Raw genomic sequence first — 17299 nt, 5'->3', positions numbered from 1 at the left:
CTGTGAACATCGCAATGTGTTTTCAAACAAAACGCCTGACGATTGCCCGAACTATAAGTGGACCTGGTAAATGCTAAAGAGGGCTACCAATATGGATTACATTTATTCCGTGGAAGAAGCACGAGATAAAATAATAGGCCTGTTGATTGAATCAACTGGCTGGAAATATTTAAAAAGCAGGAATTGTCTCAAGAAAACAGTTAAGGACCTGGTATTTGAGATAAATTTCTTTAGCTCTAAATGGAATCAGTCTCATCAGAGCGTCGAGATGAATGCAGATTTCAGAATGATCTATAAAAAATATGGATCTGTGCCTGTGAACAATATCGTTGCATCAGTTCAATATCTTCCTGAGAAAGGCAAGCAGGGAGATGGATACTGGTTTGATATTTCTACCGAAAAGAAATTGCTGGATGTATTTAATGATTTGAATAACAGGATACAAAAAACAGCAGTGCAATTGGCTTTGGATTTTGAATCAGATTTTATCGGAGCAACAGAGAGACTATTCAACGACCATTTTGAAGACTACAATGTTCATCTTGATTTTGTGGCAGATATTCTTGGAGCAGATGCGATAAAAGATAAGGCAAAAGAGATTTATGACAATCTTTCTGATGAGTATAAGCGTCAGGTAACTGACTATAAAAACGGCGATAGGTCCAAGCCATGGATGATCAACAGATCCAATCTTAAATATATTGCTGATAATGGTTTTGGAGGATAACCTATGTATTATTTCAAAAATAAAGTCGCAGTAGTAACCGGTGGTGCCAACGGCATCGGAAAATGCATCGCAGAAGAATTTAGCAAATATGGCGCCATCGTAGAGGTAATAGACAAAGAGCCCGGGAATCACTTTGTAGGGGATATTTCCAGCAAGGAAGTCCTGGAGGACTTTGCGAAGCATGTCATAGATAAGCACGGACACGTGGATTTTCTCATAAACAACGCGCTGCCTCTTATGAAAGGGCTTGATGACTGTTCTTACGAAGAGTTCCAGTATGCCCTTTCTGTTGGTGTGACAGCGCCGTTTTATCTTTCAAAGCTCTTTAGCCCTTACTTTTCTCAGGGCAGTTCAATTATCAATATTTCTTCAGTTAGAAGCAGAAATCAGTAAGTCAGTCCATATCCGTATTCAAGCCATGGAGTCTGTGTTTCTATACCTTCATCGTCAGCATACCAGGGACTTGGGAGCTTTCCGGTAAAGTCTGCGTCTCCGCAGAGGACTTTAGCGACGCCCTGACCTTCACTTCCGGGAAGGTAGCCCATTACAACGCCGTCCCACTGATCGATATAGTCTTTTATAAACACATTTCGTCCGGCTATGACAAGACATATGATGGGTTTTCCCAGCTCTTTTGCCTGTTCAATCGCTGCTTTGTTGCCTTTAAGGCCATGTTCTCCGCAGATGTCCATATTCTCTGCATCGCCGTTCCATTCTGCATAGGCATCCTCTCCAAGAACGAGGAGAATGGCATCTGCATTAGCAGCATCTTTTTCATCTGTGATCACAGTTATGTTATGAGCTGAGGCCACATCTTCGAAGCCCTGCTTAATTGATGTGACACCCGGGATTTTGGCTCTGGTGCTCTTGTTCCAATCCATGGTCCAGCCACCGCACTGAGAGACGTGGTTGTCCATAGCCGGTCCCATGATATACACGCTGCTTCCTTCCTTGAAGGGGAGGATGTTGTTGTCGTTCTTTATGAGAACCTGGCTCTCTTCAACCAGCTTTTCTGCGACCTGACGGTATTCTGCTGAGCCGGTTTCACTTTTTGTTGTCTCCATGTTCTTAAGGAAAGGATCTTCGAACAGGCCAAGATCTTTTTTGACCTTCAGTATTCTGAGCACAGCATCGTCGATGCGCTCCTCTTTGATATCCCCGTCATTAACGGCTTTGACAATGATCTTTCTTGCATGTTCAAAAGTATCGACTTCCATGAGCATATCGATTCCGGCGTTGACGCTGGTTATGACCTGCTGATCGTAGGTGGTAGGAGAAGTGTTTTTTACTGAATCCCAGTCACTTACGATAAAGCCTTCAAAGCCCATGTCGTTTTTGAGAATATCAATGTACTTCTTGTTTTCATGCATCTTTACGCCGTTCAGGGATGAATGGCTTATCATTATGGTTTTTACCCCGGCGTCTATCTGCGCCTGATATACGCTGAGGAGCTCTTTTATCTCATCGTCAGAGAGACTTGAATCGCCTCTGTCCATAATGCTTCCAAGCTGCTTCTCGCCGGTTCCGTATGAGATGTTGCCGTCTGCAAAAAAGTGCTTGGCACAGGCGGCTATACCTGCATCCTGTTGGCCCTTTGTATAGGCAGTGGAGAGGCGCTTGATCATTTCAAGATCTGAGCCGTAGCTCTCATAGGTTCGTCCCCATCTTGGATCAACCGACTGTGCAACACAGGGAGAGAAGTTCCAGAGCATGTGGCAGAGCTTGGCTTCGTCGGCTGTTATCTGACCGACTTGGTACATCAGCTCTTCATCATTGGCAGCGCCCATGCCTATGTTGTGGGGGAAAATAACAGCGTCAAGGCAGTAGTTTACGCCGTGGACATCGTCCTGACCGTACAGATAAGGAACCCCTGAATCTGACTTGACCGCAGCCTTCTGGAAATCGTCCACATATTGCTGCCAGTTTTTGTAATCAAGGGTTTCTGCCTTGGATAGGATGCTGCCGTAGTCGTAGGTGAGCATTCCTTGTTCGTCTACGCTGTAGCAGGCGGGTTGAACCATCTGGGCTGCCTTCTGGTCCAGAGACAGCTGCGCAAGGATCTCCTCAGGAGTCTGACCTGCGTATTTTGAAGCATCCGCTGTAATGGCTGCGTCAGTGGTATCTGTAGCTACTCCGGCTTCAGGATCGGGAACATTTGCTTTTCCACAGCCGGCAAGCATTCCTGCAGTAATTACGGTTGAGAGTAGTATACATAGTAGTTTCTTCATTTTCATAGATGATTCCTCCAAATGTGATTCTGCGTGGGTATTGCCCAATCAGCTATTTCAGAATAGCACGAATATTTCTTAGAGTTGGCTCCATATCATAGCTCCACTCAATAAGCCTTATGCCATTTTCCTCACATAGGCTTTTCTTTTGTCTATCAAGCTCTTTTCTCTGCAAAAGAGCTTCTTCTCCTCCAAAGAAAGCAACAGGAGCAAAATGCTGGATCCCCTGATACTCAATTCCCACCTTGATGGATGGGATGAACAGATCAAGGCTCTGCTTCCCCAGCCACTCCGGCCTGTACTGATAGAGTGTGTCAGGATAGAGCCTTCTTATTTCTCTAAAGAGGGATAGTTCATGCTTCCATTTAGGTCTGATAATTCCGGCAGCTGTAAGGTTTGTCCTTATCTTAGTCCGTTCAAGCCTCCAGTTTGTCTTGAACCCATCTTTTTCCTCATACATGGCTATATCTTCATAGAGCCATTGAAAAAGCGGCATAATATCTCGGGTAAGAGATAAAAAGAACTCCAATTCAGAAGAAAAATAGCCACAATCAAGGATATGTTCTATGTTTCTTCTTACATACACAGTTTTTACAGGATTGTGATAGTACGGAATGTTTCCTTGGAATTTAGCGATCTTATCAGGAAGATATGGAGATCGAAGGACATAACCGTCCTGCCATAAATGGCTCTGATACCAGGGCAGCGGATAATCATAAAGTGAATATCCCCCAAAGACATCCTGAGAAGAACTTGTGTATAGAAGATGATACATAAGAAGCACATCATCCATGTTTTCTTTATCAAAGACTGCTATATAGTGTACCTTTTCCTCGTCAGGGAAAAGACATTTTATCGGATTAAAGCACTCAGCTCTTTTACAGACTTCTGATATTACAAAAAACTGTGACACAAAGCTCTCCGGGAAAATAAAGTACGCCTTATGGTCGGTGTCTATATCCGAAAACTGTGACAGAAATGCATCCACATAGCTGTTTCTTGGTATTTCAGGAGCAGAAGACAGCAATTCCATCGTTTTATATCGATAAGGAAGATCATCCCATGAGAGCTTGATAAGAAATGCTTCATAGCCTTTCTCTATATACTCAGCGCGGACTTCGTCATCAAAGTCTTTTCTGTAAGAATCATGCTCCTCTAAAATTGAATCAAGCGTGGCAAAAGTAGAGATCTCGTGGTGTTCGGGATACTTATCCCAAAGGGTCATGAGTCTGTCAAAGCTGTATTTATTTGTTGGTCTTGTATGGATTGGATACATGCTTTTCTAATGAATTATCTTACGCCAAGTGCAGAAAGTTTCTTGCGAAGATTTCCAAGGAACACAGCCATGGAAATGACAAATACGGCTGAAAAAACACCGGAAATTGCATTAAGCACTGTGGATGAAACAACTTCCAGATCTCCAAGGCCGTACTGACTAAGCATCAGGCCTGATGATATGGCGGAGTTTATTGCCTTGCCGGCTGCTGAAATAATTATAGTAGTTATCGCAGCCAATACGCTGGTTACGCATCCAAAAACAGTGAATACAATAACGTATGTTGAAATATTGCCTGTCATATAACCGAGGTTGGCGCCGTCTTCAATTCGTTTTATTGATGCATTCAGCTTGTAATAGTAAACGGCGGCCAGTATTACGAGCACAAGATATAGTGCGAAAATGGCGATTATAATGCCTATTCCGACAGCTGCTATTTTTCCAAAATCGCCAAAATCCGTTGAACCGAGGGCGCTTAAAAGGCCTGCACCTACTGCGAATAAAGCTATTGCGATACCGGAAATAGCGGCTAAAAGGATGAAAAGGATCATGCATAATACACAGATGCCCCTCAACATGCCAAATCCCTTGATGATGGGGGTATCCTTGCCGGCTCCAGTATAAATCTGCCAAAGGCCTATTGTAGTGATGACCATAGGAATAAGAAATATTAACATAAAAGAGCTGCCGAACCCGGAGGCAAGTATTTTCTCAAAAGAATTGTCTGAGAGTGTGCTAAGCCCTGTGTTAACAACTACCATATAGTAGATCATATTTATGACAGACATAATAAGGCTTGCAGAAAAAGTTATTGCCATAATAAGAAATGGCGTTGACCTAAGAGCCTCTCTAACCGTCTCTCTTATCTGATACTGTCCATTGTTGAAGTTTCCATCCATTTTATCGATTCCTCTTTTCCCAAATACTTTAATCTCTCTATTTATATCAGTAAGACAAACCTTTATCAATGATAATGTCCTCGATTTTTGAAAAAGTGTAAGTTTAAATACTGGCTAATCAGTCTCAAGAAGTCTGAAATGACTTTTCTTATACTCTATAAGCCCTTCATCTTGCATGCGTGAGAGTTCTTTTGACATATTGGTGCGCTCAAGGTTCAGATAATCAGCAAGTTGTTGTCTGTTGAATGGAATGTCAAATTCTCTGGAGTCAGTCTGTAGTGCAATGGCATTGAGATATGACAGGAGGCGTCCGCGGCAGCTTTTGGAAGAAGTATAAAAGCTACGTCCGGAGAGGACAAGATTCTTCTGTGATGAGATGATAAGTATATTTTTAAGGAGCTTTTCCTTCCAGGGAGAGCTCTTTTTGCTATCTTCAAGAAGGTTCTTTATATTGCAAAAGAGAATGCGGCTTTCCTCATTTGCTCTGACATCAACCAGAAGGACTTCACCAAGAAGAGCATAGGTCTCGGCAAAGTACTGGTTCTTTCCCACATGGCTTAATACAGTACGGTTGCCCCAGATGTCATTGCTTTCAACAGTAACACTACCAGAAAGCACCATGCCTATTTTGGAAGTCTGTTCTCCAGCGTGGAGAATCACATCATCTTTTCGGAATCTCTTTTCCTTTGCACCCAGGAAGTCAAGGCACGAGGATAGCTCTTTTGCTGTCATTCCCTGGAACAGTCTGCTTTTTTCTATACTTTCAAGATTCATAAATATTTCTCCTGAAATGTGGTTTAAACAACATACATGTTATGAATAGTATATTATACTGACACTATCAGAACAAGGTTAAAGCTAAGAACAGAGAGGTTTAAAGATGGTAAGAAAGATAATAAAGATTGACGAAGAAAAGTGCAATGGATGTGGTATTTGTGCTAGTGCCTGCCACGAAGGTGCTATTGATATTGTGAATGGAAAAGCAAAGCTGGTAAGAGAGAACTTCTGCGATGGATTTGGAGACTGTCTGCCTGGCTGCCCTACGGGAGCAATCTCTTTTGAAGAAAGAGAAGCGCCTGCGTATGATGAAGCTGCAGTAAAGGCAGCGCACGGATGCCCGGGGTCAAGATTTATGACGCTCAAGAGTGGCAACCAGAAAGAGAATGATTGTAGTCAGGACATGATTTCAAGAATGAGCACTCATCCATCAAGATTAATGCAATGGCCATGTCAGATAAAGCTTTTGCCGACACAGGCAGATTTTTATAATGGGGCCAAGCTCCTCATTGCAGCTGACTGCACAGCATACGCCTATGCAAACATGCACGAAGAGTTCATGAAGGGGAAGGTTACAATGGTAGGATGCCCAAAGCTGGATGATGACGACTACACAGAAAAACTGACAGAAATCATATCAAATAATGATATTGTCAGCGTTACCATAGTAAGGATGGAGGTTCCATGCTGCGGAGGACTCCAGAGGGCCGCAGAGAATGCTATAATGAACAGTGGAAAGTTCCTTCCCTGGCAGGTTGTAACCATCTCTCGTAACGGAGAGGTACTTGATTAAATTTCACAGGATTAAGAACAGCGCCTATGAGATCATTGAGAAAAAAGGTGCGTAAATATTTTCTGGACATTAGGGAACTTATTAGTTTGAAGTTCCCTAATTTTTTATCGCATGATTTGCAAAATGTTGATGACAACTACATTTTAATATTCTAAAATGTTGATATAAGGTACTGAATTATATTCCAATATGTTGATAGAGGGTAGTGATGAGAAGAAAGATATCTGAAAAACTCAAAAAATGGAGCACATTAAAAGATAGGAAATGCCTCGTCGTACAGGGGGCAAGGCAGGTCGGAAAAACATATTCGATTGAGAGATTTGCAGAAGAAAACTATGATGAAGTAATAGAGATTAACTTCAAAGAGCTTCCATCTGCTGCAGACATTTTTGCTGGAGATTTGTCAGTAGATGCAATGATAATGGCAATGAGGTTCCGATTTCCGGAAAAGAAGATACTTCCCGGAAAGTGCTTGATCTTTTTAGATGAAATACAGGAGTGCCAGGAAGCAATCACTTCCCTGAAATTCTGGGCAACAGACAATAGATACGACGTTATAGCTTCAGGATCATTGCTTGGGATTGATTACAAAAGAGCATCCTCATATCCGGTAGGGTATGTAGACTACATTAAAATGAATGGAATGGATTTTGAAGAGTTTTTATGGGGACTTGGAGTTACCGATGACATGATTGACACTCTTCGCAGCTATCTTCATAAAAAAGAAGTGGTTCCGGAAGCAATTAATAATCAGATGATGATCTATTACAGACATTATATTGCTACAGGGGGAATGCCTGAAGCAGTAAAGAAGTATCTTGAAACGAAAGATTTTAGGGAAGTTGATAGAGTTCAGCGTAGTCTATTACAGGGATATCAGTATGATATCGCCCATTATGCTAATGCAGAAGAGAAGGTTAAGGCTGAGAAGTGCTACTTATCGCTTGCAAAGCAGCTCCTTGAAAAGGAAAATCACAAGTTCCAGTATAAAGAAGTAGAACATGGTGGAAGAGCACAGAAATACTATTCCAGTATAGAGTGGCTTCTCAGAGCTGATATTATCAGCCTATGCAAGGTAGTAACAGACGTTAGATATGATCTTGACGATTATGCGAGGGATGATTTCTTCAGGGCATATACTACAGATCTTTCCCTGCTTGTTGCCATGAAGGACTTTACGCTAAAACAACACATTGCTGAAAATACACTTTCCGGAAGCACAAAGGGAGGCATTTTCGAGTGTGCCATAGCGGATGCCCTATACAAAAACGGATATTCTCTGTATTTTTACAAGAATGAGACAACCAAAAGAGAGTTGGATTTCATTATCCAGAAAGAAGGGAAAGTTATTCCAATAGAAGTCAAAAGTGGCAATACACGTGCCACCTCATTAAAATCTTTCGTAAAGAATAAGGATGATATTGAATTTGGTTATAAATTCATAGATGGAAACATTGGAGTTAACGATGAGGGGATTATCACGGCGCCGCTGTATATGGCGACTTTTGTGTGATGAGTAACCAGATACTAACTTGGGAAACGCGAAATTCTATAGTATATGGGGACTGATCCCATTCTATGTAGCATGGGTTATCCCATACTCAACCTTTATACAATAGATACATTTAAAAGTCTTTGGAAAAATTCGAGTATATAATTGCCACTTAATCCGATTAGTGGTAAAATAAAATCGAAATAATCCAAAGACTTTTATAATTATGGAGTAAACATGGAATACACTAGAGCAAAATATGTAGATCGGCTTGTAGAAAGAAAACAGAACGGCCTGATTAAAGTGATAACTGGGGCAAGACGTTCAGGAAAATCATATCTTATGAATGAATTGTATTATAAGTACCTTTTGGCTAGTGGCGTGCCAAGCGCCAATGTTATCAGGTTCGCTTTTGATGCCGATGAGGATATCGATCTGCTTGATTCGTATTTTCCTGATGAAGAGACAAAACTTGAACAGAAGAATGGGATTTATTATATAAATGCCAAGAAATTCAGGGCTTATATTAATGATAGGATCAATGACAAAGACGATTTCTACCTGTTACTTGATGAGGTTCAGCTTCTGGATAATTTTATCGGCACCTTGAATGGTTTTCTGCGTCATAAGAACTTAGATGTCTATGTTACAGGCTCAAATTCAAGATTCCTTTCGTCGGACATAGCTACAGAGTTTAAGGGCAGGGGTACAATTGTACATATTTTACCGCTTTCTTTTTCTGAGTATATGCAAGGGCAGAGCATAAGCCCGCAGGAAGCATGGAAAGAGTATATCAGAACCGGTGGAATTCCGCTTGTTGCACAGATGGTGGGAAGTGATGAAAAGATATCTTATCTGAATTCTTTATGCGAGGAAACGTATCTTAAAGATATAATAGCCCATAATAGAATAAAAAAGAAAACTGAACTGGCTGACACATTTAATATCATAGCTTCAACGATTGGTTCACCTGTAAACGTAAGTAAACTCACAAATACTTTTAAAAGTGTAATGGGAAAAGATATTACTGATGACACGATTGCTAATTTCATAGGTTATTTTGAGGATGCATTCGTTATATCCAAGGTCAGCAAATACAATATAAAAGGCAGAAAGTATATCGGGGCTCCATTTAAGTTATATTTTGAAGATATAGGGGTAAGGAATGCCAGACTGAACTTCAGACAGATTGAAGAGACTCATATTATGGAAAACATCATATATAACGAGCTTAGATACAGAGGTTTTAATATTGATGTTGGGGAAGTAAACGTCAGCGAGAAGACCGACAGAATAGATATCAATGGAAAGTCTATTTATGCACAGAAAGCACTAGAAGTAGATTTCATAGCATCTAAAGGAGATATGAAATATTATATTCAATCAGCACTTTCGATGGACGATGCCGATAAACAGTTGCAGGAAAAGAAGAGCCTTTATTATATTGATGATTCCTTTAAAAAGATTGTTGTTGCAAAAACAGGATTAAAACCCTCTTATGATGAGAAGGGAGTTATGGTTATAGATTTATTTGACTTTCTTATGGATAATGTTGAGCTGTAGTCTTTTATATTTCAGTTTTATCGACTAATGAAAATGAAAAATAGTGAAAAAATAGTGAAATTTTAATGGAGGTTCCAGAGACGTTCTGCTATAATATCACCGAGGTGATTGGAAGATGATCAAAGTAGCTTTGACAAACGAGATTTTAAAATACATAACCGAGATTGATATAAACAGATACAAGGTTTCCTCTGTAAAATTGCCGAGATCTGTAGCAAGCAAATTACGTAAGAATTCAAAGAAGAAGAGTTCCTATGCATCAAATAAGATAGAAGGGAATCCACTCTCTGAAAAGCAGGTTGATGAGGTTATAGAGCGGGATGAAAGAAAGCACTTTTTAAAGCCGGAGCAGGAAGTGCGCAATTATTTTCTGGCGCTGAATTATCTGGAGGAAAAGGTAAAAAAGAAAGAACGATTTTCAAAGAAACTGATATTAGATGTTCAGAAATATGTTGAGAAGGGAGCATCTAAGGAAAAAATCGGACTAAGAGGAGCTATGCCTCCAGGCGTGCTGTTTGCCGTATATGATTCCCAGACTGGGAATCCTGATTATATTCCACCGGAGTACCTCGATATACCGGATCTATTGGATGAATTGGTCGAGTATGTAAATACTACTGATGATCACCCGTTGATAGTTGCGGCGGTTGTACATTATCAGTTGGTTACGATACATCCGTTTGAAGACGGAAATGGTCGAACTGCACGTTTGCTTTCGGGATACATTTTGGATATCAATGGATATGGATTTAATGGTATCGGTTCATTAGAGGAATACTTCGCATATGACATTAACGAGTACTATAAATCGATACAGATGGGACTGCCTGCCCTTTATTACTCGGGAAGAAATAATCCACCAAATCCGGAAGTGTGGGTGAATTACTTCCTTCGCATGGTGCTGTTATATTCTAATAAGATTTGTGAACTGTCGGAAAGTTCAAGCGAGGATGAAATAAGCGGAAGCTTATCATATTTAAAGGGCAAAGAGAAGGAACTGCTTTTATTTTTGATTAAGAAATATAAAGGAGAGTTTACTCCAATCGAAGTCAGTCGTGAAATCGGTGTGACAAACAAAACGGTAATAAATAGATTATCTGTGTTGGTAAAAAATGGTTTTGTGGAACCGTTGATGGTAAATCAGCGTATCAGATCTTACGAACTAAGCGATTATACGAGGGAGAATGAAAAAAGGATAAAGAAGATGATTTCATAACTTGATTCAGCAGAATCATTATTACGTTCGCATGAGAAATCTTGATCCCGTGTTCGGTTCATACCCGGCGATACAACTTCATTTTAGAAAGAAATGTTAAGAGACATCAATGGATTTTAAAATAGTTTTTTCAGATATAGACGGAACAATTCTAAACAGTGAACATAGAATGCTTAAGGGCACACTTGATGCAATATTTGCCCTAAAGAAAGCCAATATCCCTTTTGTCATTGCGACAGCAAGAGGACCATCCGGAGTACGGCCGATTTTTAAAAGATACGGGTTTACCTGCCCGATGATCTGTTATAGTGGGGCGCTTATCATTGATGAAAACGATAAGATAATGTACTCGGAGGGATTTGATGCCGATGACGCGAGGGATATTATTTCTTATATAGAGGCGGAGAAGATTGACTGTACATGGAATATCTATTCAGAAGAATTGTGGATTGTAAATGACAGGAATGACCGACTGGTCCGCGCAGAAGAGGAAATCGTTGAGGTCTGTGCAACAGAGGGCGGCATAGAGCTTCTTCCAAAAGATGCAATCATAGGAAAGCTCCTTTGCATATGTGAGCCTGAAGCAATATGTGGTATAGAAAATGAATTGAAAAAGAGATTTCCAAAGCTGTCGATAGTTAAATCCTCAGATGTTCTTCTTGAAATCATGGGAAAGGGAATTACAAAGGCCGACGGAGTCAGGCGAGTATGCTCGTATATGAACATTCCGCCGGAGAAAGCGGTTGCTTTTGGTGATCATTTTAATGATGCAGAAATGCTACAATCTGTAGGATTTCCTTTTCTGATGGGAAATGCTCCGGAGGAATTGAAGAAGGAATTCTCGTGTGTGATCGGAAGTAATGATGACGAGAGCATTTCAGAAGCCTTAAGGAGTATTGGCCTATTATTATAGTGGAAAATTTGGAAAGGACAGAATCAGTGTGACACCCATTTTTATTGCGCCATAATCAATAAAAATGTAGAATTCTACGAATTTGTTGATTATTGATTGAGGCGGTGGTACACTATAAATGAAAAAAATGTAGATTTCTACAATTTAGGAGATTATATGATAAAGAGGGATAAGTACTTAAATCAGCTTATAAGTGCCCAAAAGAACGGTTTTCCCAAGATTATTACAGGCATTAGACGATGTGGGAAGTCATATTTATTAAAAGAAATCTATAGAGATTATTTAAGAAATAATGGTGTTAAAGAAAAGAATATCCTTGTTATGGAGCTGGATGATGATAGGAACAGCAAATATCGCGATCCTATCGCACTTGGCGAGTTTGTACGTAAGTATTGCAAGGAAGAGGGAGAATATTTTGTCTTCATTGATGAGATTCAAAAAGTATATAAAATAAAGAATCCGATTCTTACAGGAGGGAAGCATATTCTGGCAAGAGAAGATGAAGAAGAAACATTATCTTTTGTAGATGTTGTTCTCGGTTTATCGAGGGAAAAGAACATTGATTTGTATGTTACGGGATCGAATTCGAAGATGCTTTCTTCAGATATAGTTACCGAATTCAGGGACAAAGCTACTAACATCGCTCTGGCACCTTTATCTTTTGATGAATACTATGAGTATGTAGGAGGGTCAGCAACTGATGCATTATACTCATATATACAGTATGGAGGAATGCCACTCGCTGTCTTAAAGAGGGAAGAGGAAAGAAAAGAGTATCTGAAGAATCTTTTCCACACCACATATTTCAGCGATATTGTGGAAAGGAATCATCTTAAGAAGGGCGAAGCGTTGGATGAACTTTGTAACATTATCAGTTCATCAACCGGTTCATTACTAAACGCTGAAAAGATTGCGAATACATTTTTGAGTGTTCGGCATGAAAAAATAGACAGAGCAACGGTAGCGAATTACATAGAATACTTTAAGGATGCTTTTTTGTTACGTGAAGCATCAAGATATGATCTTAAGGGTAGAAAAGAGATAGGAGCGTTAAGAAAGTACTATTTCTGTGATACAGGGCTCCGTAACGCCAGACTGAATTTTGCTTTCCCGGATGAGGGACAGATGCTTGAGAACATTGTTTATAATGAGCTCCGTTACAATGGCTATACTGTAAATGTTGGTGCATTTGATACAGTTGAAAAGGACAAGAACGGAAAGTCTGTTAGAAAGACTAATGAGGTGGATTTCTATGCTACAAAGGGATTCAGGGCATATTATATCCAAGTAACTGAGGATATATCAAATTCTGATACAAGGGCAAGAGAAGTAAGGCCATATATCATGCTAAATGACCAGGTTCAGAAAATACTGGTAATCAATAGACCTATCAATGAGACCAGAGATGAAAAGGGATTTACAGTTATAGGAATTACGGACTTTTTACTCAGATTTATAAAGTGATAAAGCTTAATCGGTCATACGCTGTCTCTTAAAATTAACTTGGTTTCAACTTCTATTTTTGTATTTACATTTCTATCAGACTTAATCAGTTCAATCAGCCTTTGAGCTGCAACTTCCCCCATTTGTTGTTTGGGAACTCTTATAGTAGAAAGTGTGGGCTCAATAATTGTACACAGAGGTATATCGTCGAATCCAATTACAGAGATATCCTTTGGAACCTTGTATCCACTTTCTTTAAAGGCTCTGATTGCACCGGCAGCAATCAGGTCATTATCTGCAAAGTAACATTTTGCGAGCTGATCCCCATTATTATTAATTGAGAGCATGTCAGAATAGGCGCCATCTACGGATGGTGCTAATTTGTGTACTATGGAGCGGGATGTTGACATTCCGTTTCCTCTTATGGCCTTATAAAACCCATCAGCCCGTTCTGAAAAGTTCTGTATTGGGTAGCTGGATTGTAAGTATCCTGGCTGGGAGTGCTTCTTTTTTATCAGATATTCTGTAGCAATATATGCACCCTGCATGTTGTTAATAAGTACATAATTGGCGGGATAATCAGAAAAATAACAGTCTAGTATCACTACAGGAACTTCTGCATTTTCAAAGAGCTTCAAGTCTTCTTTATGCATTTCCGTGCCAAGCAGCACAATTCCTTTACATCCAGATGACACAAAATCCTTAAGCTTTTGACCTACATCATTGAAGTCGTAAAGATATTGAACATTTAAGTAATAACCGGATCGTACACAGCAGGAGCTGATTCCTTCGGTAAGTTGCGAAAAGAAGGGATTATCAGTGATGATAGCGCCACTCCTTCTATATAGAGCGAATACGATATTACCAAGGTTCTTCTGCGACTTTACAACTGGAAGCCTTGTAAAGTCATAGCCATTTTCTTTAGCTGTCTCAAGAATTAGCTTCCTAGTTTCCGTGCTTACACCGGGTTTGTTGTTGAGAGCCATTGAAACTGCAGCAGTTGAAACCCCAAGTTTAGCTGCAAGTTCTTTTCCAGTAATAGCCATTTTGATACCTCCACTAAATTGATGGTAGCAGAATTAAGTGAATTAAGCCAAATTAATCCTGAATAATACTTAATAATCTATTTAGATTAAGCTATGTTCGATTTAGTATTTTCTCAACACAGTAATACCACAAATTTGTAGGAGGGTTAGAAATGAGAAAAAGAGAGAAAGGTTATTTACTTACATCAGTTGTGATGGCAGCAACTGTAATTATGTCTACAGCATGAGCTCTATAAAGTAGTACCATATCTAACGAACCTCAGCCTTAGGATAATTGCTAAGTGCTGAGGTTTTTTGGAGGAATCCGGTGTCATATATAGGTGTCGCTATGAAAATGCAAAAATGGTAACTCTTTAGAGGCACAGGAAAAGATCCTGAGAGCTGCAGGTGCTGAAATTATATTTAAGGATGCTTTTACCGGGACAAAAGCTGATCGCCCGGAGCTCGATAAACTCAAGGCAATCCTAAAGAAGGGCGACAAGGTGATTGTCACAAAGCTAGATCGTCTTGCTAGATCCACTGAAGATGGCCTAAACCTGGTCAAGCATTTGCGGAGTTTGAGCGAGATATGATAGTAGAGCGCACTCAGGAAGACCGAGAAATAGCAAGACAGAACCCCAACTATAGAGATGGTCGTAAAAAGAAATACACTCCGCAGCAAATGGAACATGCTCTGGCTATGCTCAAGAAAAACTCTTATAATCAAGTTGTGGCTATGACAGGGATTTCAAAGTCCACATTGATAAGAGCGAATAAGGAAAAGATTAAATAAAAGGTTGTATTATGGGATTATTTGATAAGTTTAAGAAAACTGAGGAAAAGGAAACTCTGAAAACTCACAACTTGGGTGGATGCATCATTACTAAATCTTTAGATGATGGTACTTCTAAATTAAAGTGGATTTTCAGAGAAGAGTCAGTCAATCCAGTCGATAATGGCTGGCGAGCTTTGGGTGATACAGACACCGAAGAGTATATAAATGTGCCGGAGAACAATCTGGTTGTCGATTTTGATAGGCTCGTTGAAATAGAGCCAGCAGTATTGGCTATATATGACATGCCGGTTGGAACAGATTTGGAGTTTGACTCACAAAGAAAAGTATTTATAGATTCAAATACGGGAAAGTGAGATTTGAAGCATTGTTAAAAGTGGTCGATTATGTAGCAATACAATGACGATGATTTCAAAAATAGTAAATGTACTAGGAGAGCTGTAAATGTTTGACGTAAGAACCTTGTATGAAAAGTATTGTAAGAAAGAATCCGGTGAGAAGTATTATTGTGAAAAAGATAGCCATACTTACGAGATAGTACCAGCAAAAGACACTGAACTTGATGCTTTTAAAGTACATTGTGAAACCAATAATATACCGAAAGACGTAATAGAGGATTTGTCCGCGTATTATAAACAGAATAATAATTTCTTTAATTACTATTCGTGTGATGATCTGGGAATTTTCGAATGGTGGGACGATTATAAAGAACTTTGGCTAGGCTGCGTAGATATGGATGTTTTCAGATATAGTTCAGATCTAGGGAAGTATACCATCGGCGACGTTGGTAACGTCTCGTATAGTGAGCAATGCGAGTTTGATACCATTGAGGAAATGTTGATTGCACATTTCGAAGGAATTGAAATGTAAATTTCAGTATTATCGACTAAGACAAATCGCGGTTTGCCATTACGCAGAAGGAAATACAATGAATACAATAGATATCAAGGAAATCAGAATACCAAGTGGATATGAGAACAGGGTCTTTTTCATTGATGGCAAACCATTATATGAATATTTCGAGGAGTGGCTACCTGACAATTCAGAGTTTATGAAAAGGTTAACTCCACTGGATTGTTTTGCGATCTGTTGGACAGACAAATATGATAATGAGGGAGATGCCAGATTTATGAGATTTGTATTGAATCAAAGACAGGCAATAACTCCCATACTTAGTTGTCCGGATGATTTTGATTTTTCCTGCTTAGTTATTGTTGTGGATGTTATTATGCAGAAAAAAACAGTTATTTGGAAGCGGATCGGGATAGTAGACCATAGCAAAGAAGATGGCGAAGAAGAGAGGCTTAGCGGGATTCTAGATTTGGAAAAATACACGGATGAGGACTGGGAGCTCTATGGCGACAATATAGCTTTGGCAAAAGTGGACAGTAAAGAATGGTTCGAGTGGATTGGTTTGCGGATTGCAATTTTGAGTTTGAAAGAGAAAATTATATTCATTTAATTGATAGCTGCTATTAGCATTTGTGGCAGATTACAGACAGGACAAAAACATAATAAAAAGATATCTACGGATTGGCATTGTTCCGTTACTGATGTCTCTTATAACTATTGGTGTGGGAGTGAGTGTAATCATCTTTGATTCTCCGGCCAGACAATATTACTATTTTGAGCTGTTACTGGCAGTGATTATTATAATTTCCGGAGGGGTTGGAGTTGTTGGCGCCTGCCACAGATATAAAGAATTACCTCAAGGAAAGTTCTGCTGTTGCCCCGGAGGATTAGGTGTATATTCCGCGGGATTCAATTTTACTTTTTGGTGTATAGGGTTAATACTTTTTGCGCCATGCTTTACATTAGAGAAGTTTGGGCTTGGTGAATTGCTATATTTTGGTGTTTTCCAGACTTTGATTATTTTTATTTCTATGTTTGGTGTTTTATGTAACAGAACATATGGAATTGTTGATGGCGATGAAAAGATATCTGTGCTTGGAAGGAGAGGAATAAAGGATTACAGCTACTCTGATATCGCATATGTAACTGATAAAAACTCCTTCTTTAACTATAAGGCCTATGATCACGAAGGAAGAATATTGTTCAGATATGTTATGTTGTGGGATGATTCTGAAGGGCTTTTTGATGAATTACGTAAGCATAATATAACATTTAAAAGAAAAGCAAGGAAAAGAGTTTAAT

At 39.6% G+C, this 17299-nt stretch carries 19 protein-coding genes; 14 read left to right on the top strand and 5 right to left on the bottom strand.

Annotated features, from left to right (window positions below; all coding sequences use genetic code 11):
• The first annotated feature begins 91 nt into the window (after nucleotides 1-91).
• Together G632_RS0103050 and G632_RS18670 are read left to right on the top strand one after the other, a co-directional pair.
• On the top strand, nucleotides 92-727 hold the full coding sequence (locus tag G632_RS0103050; RefSeq protein WP_022767562.1) for a hypothetical protein: 636 nt from the start codon (nucleotides 92-94) through the stop codon (nucleotides 725-727).
• A 3-nt stretch (nucleotides 728-730) separates the two neighbouring features.
• A complete protein-coding gene (locus G632_RS18670; RefSeq protein ID WP_022767561.1) occupies nucleotides 731-1120 on the top strand; it encodes an SDR family NAD(P)-dependent oxidoreductase in 390 nt (129 codons plus the stop codon).
• On the opposite strand, the gene G632_RS18665 is transcribed toward G632_RS18670, so the two are convergent.
• The 4 genes from G632_RS18665 to G632_RS0103025 all read right to left on the bottom strand — a co-directional run bounded on the left by G632_RS18665 (nucleotide 1114) and on the right by G632_RS0103025 (nucleotide 5904).
• Nucleotides 1114-2961 (bottom strand): glycoside hydrolase family 3 protein, encoded by a 1848-nt coding sequence (locus G632_RS18665; protein ID WP_022767560.1) that lies wholly within the window; start codon nucleotides 2959-2961, stop codon nucleotides 1114-1116. The two genes, G632_RS18670 and G632_RS18665, sit on opposite strands and share 7 nt — an antisense overlap.
• 46 nt (nucleotides 2962-3007) lie before the next feature.
• Nucleotides 3008-4231: a hypothetical protein gene (locus tag G632_RS0103035; protein WP_022767559.1), complete on the bottom strand. Its 1224-nt coding sequence runs from the start codon at nucleotides 4229-4231 to the stop codon at nucleotides 3008-3010.
• Nucleotides 4232-4245: 14 nt separating this feature from the next.
• Entirely contained in the window at nucleotides 4246-5130 is an 885-nt protein-coding gene (locus G632_RS0103030) for a hypothetical protein (RefSeq protein WP_022767558.1), read from the bottom strand.
• Nucleotides 5131-5244: 114 nt separating this feature from the next.
• Nucleotides 5245-5904, bottom strand: a complete 660-nt coding sequence (locus G632_RS0103025) for a Crp/Fnr family transcriptional regulator (RefSeq protein ID WP_022767557.1) — start codon at nucleotides 5902-5904, stop codon at nucleotides 5245-5247.
• A 106-nt stretch (nucleotides 5905-6010) separates the two neighbouring features.
• Here G632_RS0103025 and G632_RS0103020 point away from each other — a divergent pair, with 106 nt between their 5' ends.
• The 6 genes from G632_RS0103020 to G632_RS0102995 all read left to right on the top strand — a co-directional run bounded on the left by G632_RS0103020 (nucleotide 6011) and on the right by G632_RS0102995 (nucleotide 13348).
• On the top strand, nucleotides 6011-6700 hold the full coding sequence (locus G632_RS0103020) for an ATP-binding protein (RefSeq protein WP_022767556.1): 690 nt from the start codon (nucleotides 6011-6013) through the stop codon (nucleotides 6698-6700).
• A 208-nt stretch (nucleotides 6701-6908) separates the two neighbouring features.
• Nucleotides 6909-8213 (top strand): ATP-binding protein, encoded by a 1305-nt coding sequence (locus tag G632_RS0103015; protein ID WP_242826702.1) that lies wholly within the window; start codon nucleotides 6909-6911, stop codon nucleotides 8211-8213.
• A gap of 216 nt (nucleotides 8214-8429) precedes the next feature.
• On the top strand, nucleotides 8430-9755 hold the full coding sequence (locus tag G632_RS0103010) for an ATP-binding protein (protein WP_022767554.1): 1326 nt from the start codon (nucleotides 8430-8432) through the stop codon (nucleotides 9753-9755).
• 115 nt (nucleotides 9756-9870) lie between these two features.
• Complete coding sequence (locus G632_RS0103005; RefSeq protein WP_022767553.1) at nucleotides 9871-10971, top strand: Fic family protein; 1101 nt, start codon at nucleotides 9871-9873, stop codon at nucleotides 10969-10971.
• A gap of 109 nt (nucleotides 10972-11080) precedes the next feature.
• Nucleotides 11081-11884, top strand: coding sequence for a Cof-type HAD-IIB family hydrolase (locus G632_RS0103000; protein ID WP_022767552.1), 804 nt, complete (start codon nucleotides 11081-11083; stop codon nucleotides 11882-11884).
• Nucleotides 11885-12040: 156 nt separating this feature from the next.
• Entirely contained in the window at nucleotides 12041-13348 is a 1308-nt protein-coding gene (locus tag G632_RS0102995) for an ATP-binding protein (RefSeq protein WP_022767551.1), read from the top strand.
• A 14-nt stretch (nucleotides 13349-13362) separates the two neighbouring features.
• Here the strand turns inward: G632_RS0102995 and G632_RS0102990 are convergent, their stop codons facing one another.
• On the bottom strand, nucleotides 13363-14373 hold the full coding sequence (locus tag G632_RS0102990; RefSeq protein ID WP_022767550.1) for a LacI family DNA-binding transcriptional regulator: 1011 nt from the start codon (nucleotides 14371-14373) through the stop codon (nucleotides 13363-13365).
• A 371-nt stretch (nucleotides 14374-14744) separates the two neighbouring features.
• Here G632_RS0102990 and G632_RS22645 point away from each other — a divergent pair, with 371 nt between their 5' ends.
• The 6 genes from G632_RS22645 (at nucleotide 14745) to G632_RS0102965 (ending at nucleotide 17298) form a co-directional block, all read left to right on the top strand.
• A complete protein-coding gene (locus G632_RS22645) occupies nucleotides 14745-14945 on the top strand; it encodes a recombinase family protein (RefSeq protein WP_442852500.1) in 201 nt (66 codons plus the stop codon).
• Nucleotides 14942-15145, top strand: a complete 204-nt coding sequence (locus G632_RS22640; protein ID WP_022767549.1) for a resolvase — start codon at nucleotides 14942-14944, stop codon at nucleotides 15143-15145. The genes G632_RS22645 and G632_RS22640 overlap by 4 nt, the downstream gene beginning before the upstream one ends.
• Before the next feature lie 11 nt (nucleotides 15146-15156).
• Nucleotides 15157-15501: an immunity protein Imm33 domain-containing protein gene (locus tag G632_RS0102980; RefSeq protein ID WP_022767548.1), complete on the top strand. Its 345-nt coding sequence runs from the start codon at nucleotides 15157-15159 to the stop codon at nucleotides 15499-15501.
• Nucleotides 15502-15589: 88 nt separating this feature from the next.
• Nucleotides 15590-16015: a hypothetical protein gene (locus tag G632_RS0102975; RefSeq protein ID WP_022767547.1), complete on the top strand. Its 426-nt coding sequence runs from the start codon at nucleotides 15590-15592 to the stop codon at nucleotides 16013-16015.
• Between the two features lie 58 nt (nucleotides 16016-16073).
• The gene (locus G632_RS0102970; RefSeq protein ID WP_022767546.1) at nucleotides 16074-16607 is read left to right on the top strand and encodes a hypothetical protein; all 534 of its coding nucleotides are present in this window, start codon (nucleotides 16074-16076) and stop codon (nucleotides 16605-16607) included.
• 22 nt (nucleotides 16608-16629) lie between these two features.
• Nucleotides 16630-17298 (top strand): hypothetical protein, encoded by a 669-nt coding sequence (locus G632_RS0102965; protein ID WP_155828831.1) that lies wholly within the window; start codon nucleotides 16630-16632, stop codon nucleotides 17296-17298.
• Nucleotide 17299: the final 1 nt, after the last annotated feature.

It is taken from the genome of Butyrivibrio sp. NC2007, from assembly GCF_000421405.1.
In the GTDB taxonomy this organism is placed as follows: domain Bacteria; phylum Bacillota; class Clostridia; order Lachnospirales; family Lachnospiraceae; genus Butyrivibrio.
This window is presented reverse-complemented; position numbering and strand designations above follow the sequence as displayed.